This window comes from Streptomyces sp. URMC 124, assembly GCF_051386455.1.
Taxonomy (GTDB): Bacteria; Actinomycetota; Actinomycetes; order Streptomycetales; family Streptomycetaceae; genus Streptomyces.
Genome location: NZ_JBPQTS010000190.1, coordinates 1 through 12,423, shown reverse-complemented (window position 1 = coordinate 12,423; position 12,423 = coordinate 1). Strand labels below are relative to the sequence as shown.

General features: G+C 74.2%; 11 protein-coding genes and 1 riboswitch. Of the genes, 4 read left to right on the top strand and 7 right to left on the bottom strand.

Translation table 11 applies throughout. The annotated features are described in order from the left end of the window. Positions 1 to 145: 145 nt before the first annotated feature. Positions 146 to 619: a C40 family peptidase gene (locus ACSNOG_RS28910; protein WP_436755657.1), complete on the bottom strand. Its 474-nt coding sequence runs from the start codon at positions 617 to 619 to the stop codon at positions 146 to 148. Between the two features lie 4 nt (positions 620 to 623). Continuing rightward, positions 624 to 786, bottom strand: a riboswitch (cyclic di-AMP (ydaO/yuaA leader). Positions 787 to 1,151: 365 nt separating this feature from the next. On the opposite strand from ACSNOG_RS28910, the gene ACSNOG_RS28905 reads away from it, so the two are divergent. Beyond that, entirely contained in the window at positions 1,152 to 2,234 is a 1,083-nt protein-coding gene (locus tag ACSNOG_RS28905) for a carboxylate-amine ligase (RefSeq protein ID WP_436755656.1), read from the top strand. Between the two features lie 29 nt (positions 2,235 to 2,263). Here the strand turns inward: ACSNOG_RS28905 and ACSNOG_RS28900 are convergent, their stop codons facing one another. Continuing rightward, entirely contained in the window at positions 2,264 to 3,499 is a 1,236-nt protein-coding gene (locus tag ACSNOG_RS28900) for a hypothetical protein (protein ID WP_436755655.1), read from the bottom strand. 141 nt (positions 3,500 to 3,640) lie between these two features. Then, positions 3,641 to 4,012: a hypothetical protein gene (locus tag ACSNOG_RS28895; RefSeq protein ID WP_436755654.1), complete on the bottom strand. Its 372-nt coding sequence runs from the start codon at positions 4,010 to 4,012 to the stop codon at positions 3,641 to 3,643. Between the two features lie 283 nt (positions 4,013 to 4,295). On the opposite strand from ACSNOG_RS28895, the gene ACSNOG_RS28890 reads away from it, so the two are divergent. Next, positions 4,296 to 5,834: an FAD/NAD(P)-binding protein gene (locus ACSNOG_RS28890; protein WP_436755653.1), complete on the top strand. Its 1,539-nt coding sequence runs from the start codon at positions 4,296 to 4,298 to the stop codon at positions 5,832 to 5,834. On the opposite strand, the gene ACSNOG_RS28885 is transcribed toward ACSNOG_RS28890, so the two are convergent. Both ACSNOG_RS28885 and ACSNOG_RS28880 read right to left on the bottom strand, forming a co-directional pair. Continuing rightward, positions 5,789 to 8,092, bottom strand: a complete 2,304-nt coding sequence (locus tag ACSNOG_RS28885; protein WP_436755652.1) for an FUSC family protein — start codon at positions 8,090 to 8,092, stop codon at positions 5,789 to 5,791. The genes ACSNOG_RS28890 and ACSNOG_RS28885 overlap by 46 nt on opposite strands. Before the next feature lie 146 nt (positions 8,093 to 8,238). Beyond that, positions 8,239 to 9,015 carry a polysaccharide deacetylase family protein gene (locus tag ACSNOG_RS28880; RefSeq protein WP_436755651.1) on the bottom strand — a complete coding sequence of 259 codons (777 nt, stop codon included), beginning with the start codon at positions 9,013 to 9,015 and terminating at the stop codon, positions 8,239 to 8,241. A 218-nt stretch (positions 9,016 to 9,233) separates the two neighbouring features. On the opposite strand from ACSNOG_RS28880, the gene ACSNOG_RS28875 reads away from it, so the two are divergent. Both ACSNOG_RS28875 and ACSNOG_RS28870 read left to right on the top strand, forming a co-directional pair. Beyond that, the gene (locus tag ACSNOG_RS28875) at positions 9,234 to 10,295 is read left to right on the top strand and encodes a YncE family protein (RefSeq protein WP_436755650.1); all 1,062 of its coding nucleotides are present in this window, start codon (positions 9,234 to 9,236) and stop codon (positions 10,293 to 10,295) included. A gap of 41 nt (positions 10,296 to 10,336) precedes the next feature. After that, on the top strand, positions 10,337 to 10,756 hold the full coding sequence (locus tag ACSNOG_RS28870) for a YchJ family protein (RefSeq protein WP_436755649.1): 420 nt from the start codon (positions 10,337 to 10,339) through the stop codon (positions 10,754 to 10,756). Between the two features lie 36 nt (positions 10,757 to 10,792). On the opposite strand, the gene ACSNOG_RS28865 is transcribed toward ACSNOG_RS28870, so the two are convergent. Continuing rightward, a complete protein-coding gene (locus tag ACSNOG_RS28865) occupies positions 10,793 to 11,677 on the bottom strand; it encodes an endo alpha-1,4 polygalactosaminidase (protein ID WP_436755648.1) in 885 nt (294 codons plus the stop codon). After that, positions 11,674 to 12,381: a spherulation-specific family 4 protein gene (locus ACSNOG_RS28860; RefSeq protein WP_436755658.1), complete on the bottom strand. Its 708-nt coding sequence runs from the start codon at positions 12,379 to 12,381 to the stop codon at positions 11,674 to 11,676. Before ACSNOG_RS28860 ends, ACSNOG_RS28865 begins: the two co-directional genes overlap by 4 nt. Between the last annotated feature and the right edge of the window lie 42 nt (positions 12,382 to 12,423).

Below are 12,423 nucleotides of genomic sequence, written 5' to 3'. Positions count from 1 at the left end.
CCACCGCCCTCGGCCTCACCTCGGGCGGCAGCGGCGACTGCTCCGCCGCCGGGGCGAACCCTCCGGGGCTGTGTTCGAGGGTCCCGGAGGCCTCCGGGCCGGGGTTGGGTCGCCCCGGCCCGGTCTCCACCGGTTGCGGCCCGGGTCAGTTGACCCGGCCGTACCAGACGCTGCCGGACCAGATCTTCTCCAGCCGGACGGTCGTCCCCGGCTTGGGCGAGTGCCAGATCTTGTTGTTACCCGCGTAGATACCGACGTGGTAGACGTTGCTTCCCGAGTGGAAGAAGACCAGGTCGCCCGTCTGGCGGGAGCCGGCGGAGATGTGCCGGGTCTTGTTGTACTGCGCGGCCGCGGTGCGCGGCAGGGTCTTGCCGACCTTCTTGAACGAGTAGAGCGTAAGACCCGAGCAGTCGAACCGGTTGGGGCCGGCGGCGCCGTACTGGTAGGGGGAGCCCTGCTTGGACGCCGCGACCTTCAGGGCGGCGGCGCCCGGGGTGGCCGCGCTCGCCTCGGCCGACATGCCGGGGAGGAGCATCGACGCGGTCACGGTCGCCGCGGTGACCACAGAAGCGGCACCGGCGCGGGACATGAGCGTGGATATGCCAGGGAACGCAGACATGCCAAAACCCTTCGTCATCCGCCTACGAAAGATGACCTGTCGGGTTCGGGCTGTCGAAGTTGCCCGGCCACCTGAAATGGCTTCACCCCAAGGACCACCGCCATCGTGGTCCGCCGTGCTCGGGTCTCCCGCTCCTGCCGATCCATTCGCTTCTGCTCCGCACCCGGTACGGCGGCAGGACTCGGCGTCCGCCCGGGTCGCCCGCCTCGGTGACGGGATCTTGTTGTTCGATGCACGATCCTGCATCACGGACCGCCGGAATTCGGAGCCGAAAGGTGCTTCTGTGAACTTCTTCACTTCACGGCGAACCCTGGAACCGGGGTGTTACCCGGCATCACGAGTGACGGCTAATCCCTTTTATAAAAAGGGAGTTGAAGAACTGATTCGAGTCACCCCGGCGGAGCGCGAAAGACGAGGTCACGGGGGTCGGAGCAGGGCCGCAGGAGACGGCCGGAGGGCGTCTTTGCGTCAGAAAGCCGTAGTGGCGGGCTCCGTGCGGTTCGCCTCGCGAGCGCGAGGGTAGCCCTACGGCATGCTCACCCTAGGGATCGAGGAGGAGTATCTTCTGCTCGACCCGGTCACCGCACTGCCGGTACCCCTGGCCGACGAGGTCCGGGCGGCGGTCGACCTGGAACCGGTCGTGAACGAGCGGGAGATTCAGGCGGAGCTGTTGCAGGCCCAGGTGGAAGTCGCCACCCCGGTCTGCTCCGATCTCGCCGAGGCCAGCCGGCACCTGCTGCGGCTGCGCCACGCGGTGAGCTCCGCCGCGAAGCGGTCCGGTTGCCGGATCGCCGCCTGCGGTACGGCGCCGTGCTCGGGGCCCGAGCCCATCCCCGTCACCGGCAATCCGCGCTACCTCGCGATGCGGACGCGTGCCGCCCAGCTCGTGGACGAGCAGTTCGTCCACGGGATGCACGTCCACGTCGCCATCCCCGACCGCGGGACGGGCGTCGCGGTCCTCAACCGGGTACGGCCCTGGCTGCCCGTCCTGGTCGCCATGGCGGGCAACTCCCCGCTGTGGAACGGCCACGACACCGGCTTCTCCAGCTGGCGGACGGTGGTCTACAGCCGCTGGCCGGTCAGCGGCCCGCCCCCCTACTTCGACGGCCTCGCCGACTACGAGGAGCGCATCCAGGCGCTGTTGACCGCAGGGGCGATCGAGGACCGCGGCCAGCTCTACTGGCAGGCGCGGCTGTCCGACCGCTATCCCACGATCGAAGTGCGCTGCCTGGACGTCCAGCTGCGCGCCGACGACGCCATCATGTTCGCGGGCATCGTCCGCGGGCTGGTCGCCACCGCCATCCGCGACGAGAAGGCCGGGCGGCCCCCGACGCCCTGCCTGCCGGAGCTGCTGGCCGCGGCGAACTGGCACGCCGCCCGGCACGGGCTCGACGGTGTCCTCGTGGACCCCGGCGGCCGGCGCCACGGCGCGCACGAAGTCGTCCGCAGCCTCCTCGCCCACATAGGGCAGTCACTGGAGGAGTCGGGCGACACCCGGCAGGTCAGCTCGCTGGTCACCCGCCTGCTGCGGCGGGGCACCGGGGCGGACCGGCAGCGCCGGGCGATGGCGACGGACGGGCTGAAGGCGGTGGCGGAGCTGATCTCGGAGCCGTAGCGGCGGGCCGGCGCCGGAGTCCCGGGAGGTCAGAAGTGCCGGTCCCCCGCGACCCGCCCGCCCAGCGCCCGGCCGGTGTCCGGGAGGTGACGCCACCGCCTCGTCAGCACCAGGGCCGCCAGGCCCAGGTAGACGTAGGTCAGCACCTCCCGGGCGTACTCCCCCGGAAGCGCGAACTGCACCGCGAAGAGAACGAAGAGGACGGCGGCCTCCCACCGGACGAAGCGCAGGTCCAGCAGGACGACGACGGCAAGGACGGTCTGCGCGGCCGTCAGGGCCACCTCGTCGACCTGACGGGTCACCAGCGGCAGGGCCGCCCCTCCGCCGCCGAGGGCGTGGGCGAGGGGCAGGCAGCCGACCAGCAGCGTCCACTGGTTGACCTTGCTGGACAGCAGCGCGCCGAGCCCGTCGCCGGCCCGCATGCGCCAGGCGAAGACCACCGCGACGATCAGCTCCGGAGCCTCGGACGCGAGCGGGGCCAGCCACTGCACCAGGACGAAGCGGTCGATGCCGAGCGAGGCACCCGCCTCCACCAGGCCGTGCGCGAACGGCTCGGCGCACGCGAAGACGACGGCCGCGGCACCCGCGAAGAGCACGGCCGTCACGGTGCGCCGCCCGGCCCGCGGCAGCAGGGCCAGCCGCGCCGGGACGCCCACGAGCTCCTCCATCTCCCCCGTGGCGCACTTCGCGATCCGGTAGAGGTAATAGCCGTACCACGGGATGAGCACCACCGGTACGTACCAGCCGATCTCGCGGGCCAGTGGCATCACGAACGCGAAGACGGCGGCCACCGCGAGGAAGGCGACGTCGATCCGGCGGTGCGGCTCCAGCACGATCGCACCCGGGGCCGCGCCGCGGCGGCGCAGCGCAAGTGCGGCGGCGAGCGCGACGAGCGGCCAGCCGACGCCCACCAGGAGCCGGTTCGCACCGGTCATGTTGGCGGCCGCGTAGGCCGCGTAGGAGGGGTCGGATCCGGCCGCGTAGGCGAAGTAGAGGTCGACGGCGTACTCCGGCAGCACCGCGATGAACGCCAGCAGGGCCAGCGCGAGCGCCCCGGCCATGTCCACCCGCGCCGTCTCCGCCGCCCACATCAACAGCAACGCCGAACAGAGCACCCCCAGCCCGAACACGGCCACGGCCCACGCGGGCGCCAGCTCACGCCCGCTGAGCCGCACCACCACAGCGGGCGCGGCCCCCGCACAGGCCACACCGACCCGCACGAGGCTCGCCCCAACAGAGGGCGGCGCCGCCACCGGCTCACCCATAGACGGCCCCTTCCGCGCCGGACGTATCCCTGCCGATCTACCAGCAGCAACCCGCAATCGCTCACGGACAACCCGAAGCGACCCCCGTGCACCGCCCATTCGGCTGATCCCGGAACTGCTTGAGGAAAACCTGCCGCAGCGCTATTCGGCGGGGGCGAGCGCCGAATTCCTAGTGCGCCGAGTCCGCTCGGAAGTTCTTCGGGACGAGTACGGCCGCCAGGACGACCGCTGTTGCGACGATGCCGACCGATACCAGGGACGTGGTTCTCTCGCGTGGTCGGCGCCGCCTACTGAGGCTCGGGCGGTTTCGTGGGCGGCGCCGATGGCCATCATGGCGATGACGGTGGCGAGCGCGGCGGCCAGGAAGGGGCGGCTCGCGAAGAGGCGGACGTCCAGCAGCGGGTCGGCGGACTGCAGCCGGCGGCGGACGAACCAGGTCAGCGCGGCAATGCCGGCCATCACCATGGCCCCGCCGATGGCGAGGAGGAACCGGCCGGCGATCAGCTGCAGCACGCTCTCAGCCCGTCGGCGGAGGGTTCGGCAGGGACACGGTCCCCAGGCGGAACGTAACCGGCGTCCGGGCGCATCGCATCCCGGGGCTGACGGGGCTTACAGGGCTGGCGGGGCTGACGGGGCGGGCCCTCCCCTTGTATCCGCTTGTGCCCCGGCTTGTATCCGCACCCAGGAGGCGGGTTCCCCGCGAGGGACGGATGGGCAGGGTGCTCTACGGATCGCGGGACGGCCGGGTGGTGCCCAGGGGCACAGCTCGGGGCTTGACCTAGTGAGGAAGGTGCCTGTGGGACGGAGCAGTCGTAGCGCGCGCATCACCGGCCGGGACGTCGTCATCGTCGGCGGCGGGGTCGCCGGGACCAGCGTGCTGCTGCAGCTGGTCGGCGCGCTCGCCGCCCGCCGCCCGCCCCTGCCCGTCGCGTCCGTGCGCGTCGTGGACCCCCATCCGGCCGGCTGGGGCCTGGCCTTCGGGGACGACGACCCGCTGCTGCTGTGCAACACCGCGGCCGAGCTGAACTCGCTCCTCGCCGACCGGCCGGGCGACTTCGTCGACCACCTGCGCGAACACGGCTGGACGGGCACCGCGAAGGACTGCGTCCCCCGCGCCCGCATGGCCGAGTACTGCGCGGACCGCTCCGCCGGGGCCCGCGAGCGGGCCGGGCGGATCGGCGTGGCCGTCGAGCACGTACGGGCGAGCGTGGAGAGCATCGGCGCAGGCGGCGCGGAGGGCCACCGGGTGCGGCTGGACACCGGCGCCGAGCTGCGCGCGGACGACGTCGTCGTCTGCACGGGCGTCCACCGCCCCCGCGTTCCCGACGGCTTCGCCGCCTTCGCCGGCCACCCGCGCTACCTCGACAGCCCCTACCCGGCCGCCCGCCTCCGCGAGGAGCTGCGCCCGGGCTCCCGGGTGCTCGTCCTCGGCAGCCACCAGTCGGCGGCGGACGCGGCGCTGCTGCTGTGCCGCGACGGCCACCGCACCGCCCTGACCTCGCCGTCCGGCCGGCTGCCCGCCGTCCGCGAGTCCCTGGCCGCGCCGCTGCGCCCGTACCCGCCGCTGGAGCGCATCTCCCGCCTCGACCCCGCGGACCCGTACCTGGAGGACCGGCTGGTGCGGTGCGTGGTGGAGGCGATCCGGCTGCGCGACCGCCGTCCCCTGCGCCGGCAGGTCTCCCAAGCCTGCGACCCGGTGCAGCGGCTGCGCGAGGAGACCGCCCTCGTCGAGGAGGGCGCCTGCGCGTGGCCGGACGTCATGGTGCCGCTGATCGAGCAGCTCATCGAACTGGCTCCCGCGCTGCCCCCGGGCCGCCTCGGGGAGCTGTCGGCGGAGTTCGCCTGGATGACCGGGCGGTACGCGACGGCGCTCTCCCGCGTCAACGCCCGCCGGTTGCTCGCGCACTTCGACTCGGGGGTGCTGCGCATGGACCGCCCCTACCCGCGCTCCGTCTCCTTCGAGGGCGGCGCGTGGCGGGTGGAGCGCTCCGGTGCCGCGCCCGAGCGCTTCGACTACGTCGTCAACGCCACCGGCTTCGGCCCGCCCCTCCTGCACTGGGACCGGGAGAGGACCGCCCTCCATGTGCGCGGCGCGCCCGGCGGGGGCACGGCCGTCGGGCGGCTGGAGGCGGACCTGCGGGTACGGAGCGGGCCGGAGGCGCCGCCGGAGCACGTGTGGGTGGTGGGGGTCGGTACGCACGTACGCATCCCGTTCGCGAACCACCTGCGCAATGTGGTCCGCCAGGCCCGGCAGGTCGCGGACCGGCTGGCGCAGGGGGAGCCCGTGGATCAGAGCGTGAGCCCCCGGGCCCCCGGGGCCTCGATCAGGGCGTGAGCCCGCCCACCGGCCTCGGCTCCGGATCCGGCCCCGGTCCCGGCTCCGGCCCCGCCGGCCTCCCCGCCCGCCGTCCGGGCCCTCGCCTCCCTCCGGTGCGGGGCCGAACGGGTCCGCACCGCGTCGTGGGCCACTCCCGTGAGCCAGGCCTCGGTGTCGACGACGAGCAGGACGTGCGCGTCGCCGATGCCGTGCCGGTCGGCCGCGCGCCGCAAGGGGCCTGAGTCCTCCGCCGGGTAGCGCGAGACGGTGGTGCGGGGCTCGCGCGGCCCGGACCCGCGCAGGGTGTCCGCGGCGCGCAGCACCTCCTGCGCCACCTGTCCGGCGAGTCCGGTCAGGGCGGCGGCAGGCCCCGGCGGGAGGGGGCGGCGCAGCCCTTCCTGATGCGTCATCAGCAAGCGTTCCGCGCCGTGCACGATGGCGCGCCCGGTGGCGAGGGCGGCCTCCCAGTGCGGCTCCGGCCGCCTGCGGTGCATGCGTTCCGTCAGGTACTGGGCGAAGGAGGCCTCGGCGAGGTGCATGGCGCGCCGCGCGGGCTGCAGCGGGTCGCCCTGGGAGCGGTCGCGCTGGAGCCGGTCGTCGCCCAGCAGCGCGGTGACGGCCCGGCAGGCGACGGCGCCCTCGGCGAGGAGGTCCGCCATGTCGCGCGCGAGTTCGCCGCGGCCGCCGCGCGGCCAGGCGAGGAGGCCGGCCAGGGCGCCGACCGCGCCGCCGACAGCCACGTCGAGGAGCCGCACTTCGGACAGCCGCCAGTTGGCGCCGGAGATCTGGGTGAAGACGAGCACGAAGGCGAGGGTGAAGGCGGCCTGCGTCCAGGCGGGCCCGAGCGGGGGGCCCAGGGTGAAGCCGACGAGGATGACGACGGGCAGCGCGAGGGCGTAGAAGAGGGGCCGGTCCCCGACGCCGTAGAGCATGAGGGCGGCGATGCCTGCGCCCACGATCGTCCCGGCGAAGGCGGGGGCCAGGGCCGCCCGGGTGTCGGCCGCGGAGGTGCGCATGAGGCTGAGGGTCGCGAGCAGCACCCAGAAGCCGTGGGAGAGGTCGAGCGCGCCGACGAGCAGCCGTGCGCAGGCCAGCGCGCCGGCCAGGCGGAGGGCGTTCTGCAGGTGGACCGAGTGCGGGGTCAGGTGCATCCGCAGGCGCCGCCACCACAGCAGGTGCGCGGGTGTGGCCGCGTACGCGAGGACGTCCGCGCCCGCGGGCGGCGGCGGTGCGGCGGGCGGCTGTCCGTGGCCGAGTGCGAGGCGGGCGGCCTCGGTGGCCAGCCGGGTGCCTTCGGCGGCGGCGCGGGCGACGGCGTCCTGGCGCAGCCGGCCGGTGGAGGCCTGCTGCAGTTCGGCGAGGCGGACGGCGTCGAAGGCGGCGAGGGCCGCGGGCAGCGTGTCGGGCCGGGTGCTCGCGGTGCCGGTGCGCAGCTCGCCGGCGACGGACCGCAGGGTGAGCTCGGTGTGCCGCAGGAGGTTCACGGCGGCGGGGCCGGCCGCGGGGTGGCCGGGGCAGTCGGCGAGGCGGTCGAGCTGGTCGCGCACGTGCCGGACGGCCGCGCGGGCGTGGTTGAGGGCCCGGTCCTGCACGGAGGGCGAGGCGGGCCGCTCGGTGACGGGCACGTGGTGGAGGCGGGCGGCGGCCAGCGCGCGGTCGGCCGCTTCCCGTTCGGCCGGCGCGCCGCCGCCCGCTTCGAGGTGGTACGCGGTGGCGCTGGCGTAGTCGGCCACGGCGGCCACCGCTTCGGCGAGGACGGCGCGGTAGGGGACGGGGGCGGGGTCGGGCCACAGGAACCGCTCGGCCAGAACGGCGAGCAGGATGCCGACGGTCAGGCCGGCGAGCCGCGAGTCCAGGGTGCCGGGCGCGTAGGGCGGGAAGCAGGGCAGCACGTAGTAGAGCTGGAAGGCCATGGCGAGGCCGGTCAGGCGCGGGCCGCCGACGCCGCAGTAGGAGATGACGAAGCCGACGGCGAACATGCCGCCCGCGGCCGCCCAGGGGTTGACGGCGAGCAGCGTTCCGGCGGTGACGAGGGCCCAGCCGACGGGCAGGGCGGTGAGCAGGATCCGGGTCCGCTGCGGCGGCGGGCCGGGGACGCGGCAGAACATGACGAGGGGCAGCGCGCCGAACATGGCGTACAGGGCCATGACGGAGTCGCCGGTGACGTACCGGAAGAGGTAGAAGCCGGGGCAGGCGGCCGCCACCACCCACAGGGCGCGGCGGGCCGCCTGCGGCACGCCCTCGTGGCGCAGGAGCCGGCGGACGGACGCGCTCACGCCCGCGTCCACCGGGGCGCCTTCCGCCCGGAGGAGCGCGCCGGAGCGGCCCGGGGGCCGGATGCGGCATTCCAGCCGATTGCGCGGATCATAATGTTCCTCACATTAGGTGAAGAACCGTGCGCTTCAAGGCGACACCCCGGCCGTCAGCACGGCAGCGGATCCCTGATCACCGAAGTGGTGGGGCCGGTGTTGCGGCACAGGGCGTAGCCCTGGGCGCGCAGGTCGCCGACGATGCCGGGGAGGGCGTCGGGGAAGTTGCTGAAGAGGTGTCCGAGGACCACGCCCCCGCGCTTGTCCGCCGCGGGTGCGTCGCGGACCCTCGCCCGCAGCGTGGCCGCATCGGGAAAGCGGCCGTCGGAGTCCTCCCAGTCGAGGGTGTCGACGGTCCAGGTGCAGACGCGGGAGCCCAGGCTCGCGGCGATCCGCGTCTCCCGGGGACCGAAGTCCCCGAACGGCGGGCGGAAGAGGGAACTCTTGATGCCGTCACGGATCTCCCTGCGCGCCTCGGCCTCCGGAAGCCGCGTCAAATGCGGGTGCGAGTAGGTGTGGTTGCCCACCCAGTGCCCCTGCCGGCGCAGGGTCTCGGCGACCCGGGGCTCCTGCGAGGCGTACTGGTTGATGAGGAAGAACGCCGCGCGGATCCCCTTCCCCTTGAGGTAGGCGCCCGTCTCCACGGCCCGCTCCGCGTGGCCGTAGGACCAGTCGTCGAGCGTGAGGAGCACCCGGTCGGAGGCGTTCCCGCATCTCTGGTGGTCGTAGGGCGCTCCTCGGTGCCCGTGGGCCGTCGCGGGCGCGGCCGGGGTGGGCGGCCCGCACAGCACCAGGGTCAGCGAGGCCAGGGCCACGGCCGCGGCCGGGCGGGCACGGGGCATGCGGAGCAGGTGGAGCAGGTGGAGCGCGCGACGCGACGAACCGGACATGCGGGACTCCTCCCGTGGGGGCCGTTCGGGGTTCAGATGATCCCGGCGCCGGGACACCGGCGCCAGCAGGAGGACGCAACCGGGCTCCGGGAACGTGACGCGCGCCACGGCGGCCGCGGCCCGCAGCCGCCGTCAGCTGGGCGAATGCGCCTGCCGCAAGGCATCCTTGCCCGCTCGGCATTGGAACGCCCCCGGGAGGGCGGCCCAGGATACGAATCATGAACACGAACGCGGAATCCCGCCCCGGCGTGCTGGCCGTCGTGAGCCAGACCGGACCCACCGTCACCTTCTTCGACGCCACCACCTACGAACAGCTCGACGTGGTCGAAGTGCCCTCGCAGCCACACGAGTTGTGCTTCGATCCCGACCGTCGCCTGCTGTACTGCGCGACCACGTACGTCGACGGCTACTACCACGCCCACCAGGGCCGGGCCCGACAGATCGCCGTCATCGACGCCGACGCCCGGAAGGTCGTCGACACTATCGACCTCGGTCCGGACCACGCCCCGCACGGCTTCGCCCTGGACCGGGAGCGCTCCCGGCTGTACGTCAGCGTCGAGGCCACGGACACCGAGCCGGGCGGGGTCGTGATCCTCGACGCGGACACCCGCCGCCGCATCGGCCGGATACCCGTCATGGCCGACGGCCCGCACTGGTTCGCCATCTCCCCGGACGGCCGCCGCGGCTGGTCCACCAACAAGGAGGCGTCGTTCGTCTCCGTCGTGGACCTGGAGAAGGACGAGTTCGCCGGGCGCATCGCCGTGCCGGGCAGCGAGGGACTCGACGTCTCCCCCGACGGCAGGTACGTCTACGTCGCCGCCCCCAAGGGCGACTTCCTGCCCACCCCGGCCGCGCAGCCCGGCGTCCGGGTGATCGACGCCGCCACCGGAGAGGTGCAGCGCGTGCTGCCGACCGAGGGCCTCGTCTTCCCGGTGCACACCACGGTCACGGGCGCCGTCCTCGCGGGCGAGCTGCGGATGGGCGAAGGCGAGGGCGGGGCGCTCGGCGCCCAGCAGGACGGGGTGCTGACGGTCTTCGAACCGGGCACTCTCGAGCTCGCCGGTCAGGTGCCGATCGGCTGCTTCCCGCTCACCATCACGTCCTCGCCGGACGGCAGGGTGGGTTACGTGGCCAACGTCATGTCCAGCACGGTGACCGTGGTGGACCTGGAGGAGATGGAGGTGATCACCACGCTGGAGGTCGGCCGGAAGGGCGAGGCCGGCGCGCACGGGCTGGCGTACATCCCGGCCGTCACCCCCGGCACCGCCACCGCCGGCTAGCCGGTGCCGGGGCCGGGCCGGGGACCGGGCACAATCGTGGGGTGTCCAGAAGAACCAGAGCCCACGCTCCCCGGCCGGCCGTCACCGCCGCCTCCCCCTGCCCCTGCGGCCTCGACGCCGCCTACGGCGACTGCTGCGGCGGCCTGCACGCCGGCGGGCGGGCCGCCGCGACGGCCGAACGGCTGATGCGCTCGCGCTACAGCGCCTTCGCCGTCCGCGACGCCGCCTACCTGCTGCGCACCTGGCACTCCTCGACCCGCCCCGACGGGCTGGACTTCGACCCCGCCATGGAGTGGACCGGGCTGGAGATCCTGGGGACGACGGACGGCACGGCCTTCCACCAGGAGGGCACCGTGGAGTTCCGCGCCCACTACACGGCCGGCGGGCGCACGGGCTTCCAGCACGAGAACAGCCGCTTCGTCCGCGAGGACGGGCAGTGGGTGTACGTCGGCGAGGTGTGACCGGCCGCCGGCGGCCGCGCCGGTCACTCGCACCGGCTATCCGCACGGCTCACGCCACGCGTCCAGTTCGAGCTTCTTGCGCATCGAGCTGAGGCCGAGCCGCTGCGCCGTGGGGCAGAAGTCCTTCCGCTCCAGGGCGTACTCGACGTGGAAGACGGCCTTGCCGTCCTTCACGAACGGCGTCAGCTTCTCGCACTCCTCGAACTCGGCGCACTGCTCGTTCACCGCGAAGTCGAAGTCGCCGACGAGGGCGGGAATCTGGTCCAGGTCGTTCTTCAGGCCGATCGCCATGCCGCGCTCGTGGGCGAGCCCGGCGAGCATCCGGTTGAAGGCGAGCTGGTCGGACGCGGACAGCGGGAAGCCCGTGCGGTTGCGGTAGCCCTCCGTCAGGTCCGGCTCGACGGCGTCGAAGCCCTTCTCCCGGCACATCTCGAAGCGGGCCGCCATGATCGGCCGCAGGACGTCCAGGCGGCGGATGTCCAGCCACTTCTCGCCCTTCCAGCCCTTGTTCCGCTCGCCGAGCAGCCGCTCCGGGAACGCCTTGCGGTCCGGGCGGAAGTCCTCCCAGGCACCCGCGTTGACGTAGCAGATCACCTTGGCGCCGCGGTCGTGCAGCTCCTTGACCGTACGGGCGGTGTTCTCGAAGCCGTCGATGTCGTAGACGGGCACGCCGGCGGACGTGTCGACCGTGCCGTCGAGCTGCCACTGCCAGCGGGTGCCGGGGCGGGGCTGCCAGTGCTTACCGGCGGACCGCGGCGCCCCGGACGGCGCCCCGGACGGCGCGCCGGACGCCGTGGGGGCGGCCCCGCCGCTCTCGTCGCCCTCCGGCCCGTCACCGGCTTCCGTGCCCGAGCAGCCTGCCGCGCAGGCGAGCAGCAGCAGCGCGAGCAGTGTCGCGAAGGGGCGCCGGCGCCCGTTCATCGCGCCCTCCGCCGGACCGGGGAATCGTCCGCGGGGAGCGGATCGGTCTCCGTCGTGAGCGGCTCCTCGTTCACCCACGGTGCGGCGCGCCAAGGGTTCGCTCCTTCTCCCGGCACCGCGCAGTGCACTCCGGCGCCGCGGTCCGCGGCCGTACGGGCCACGCGGTCCGCGTTCCCGGCCGGTACGGCGTAGACGAGGTGGCAGAAGCGGGCCGGGGGGTGGTCGGCGGTCCAGGGGGGTACGGCGGCCCGCCGGTAGGTCTCCCAGGTGCCCTCGAAGGTGACGAGGAGGTCGGCGATGCGGGCGTAGCCGGGGTCGGGGTGGGTGCCGGGGTTGAGGACGGCGGTGTGCGCGCCCAGCGCCTTGGCGAGCAGGACGAGCCGGCGGTAGCGGGGCAGGTGCGCGGCCTGCGCGGCCACTTGGTCGAGGAAGACGCCGTCGACGCCGTACCAGCGGCGGTGGCGGCGGACGTCGGCGACGACGGCGCGCGGCGGGCGGTGGCCGTAGCCGGTGTCGACGTAGCCGAGCAGCCGCACGCCGGCGCCGCGCAGGCGTGCGGCCGCGGCGCCGAAGGCCGGGTCGGGACGGGAGCCGGGCCCGTCGGCGACGTTGAGGACGACGCCGTGGAGCCGGGGCGCGGCCGCTTCGAGGGCGGACCACGCCGCCGGGTCCACGTCCGGATGGACGTACAGCGGTACGAGCAGCCGCTGTCCGTCCGGCCGGGGGGCGGGCGGACGGACAGCGGC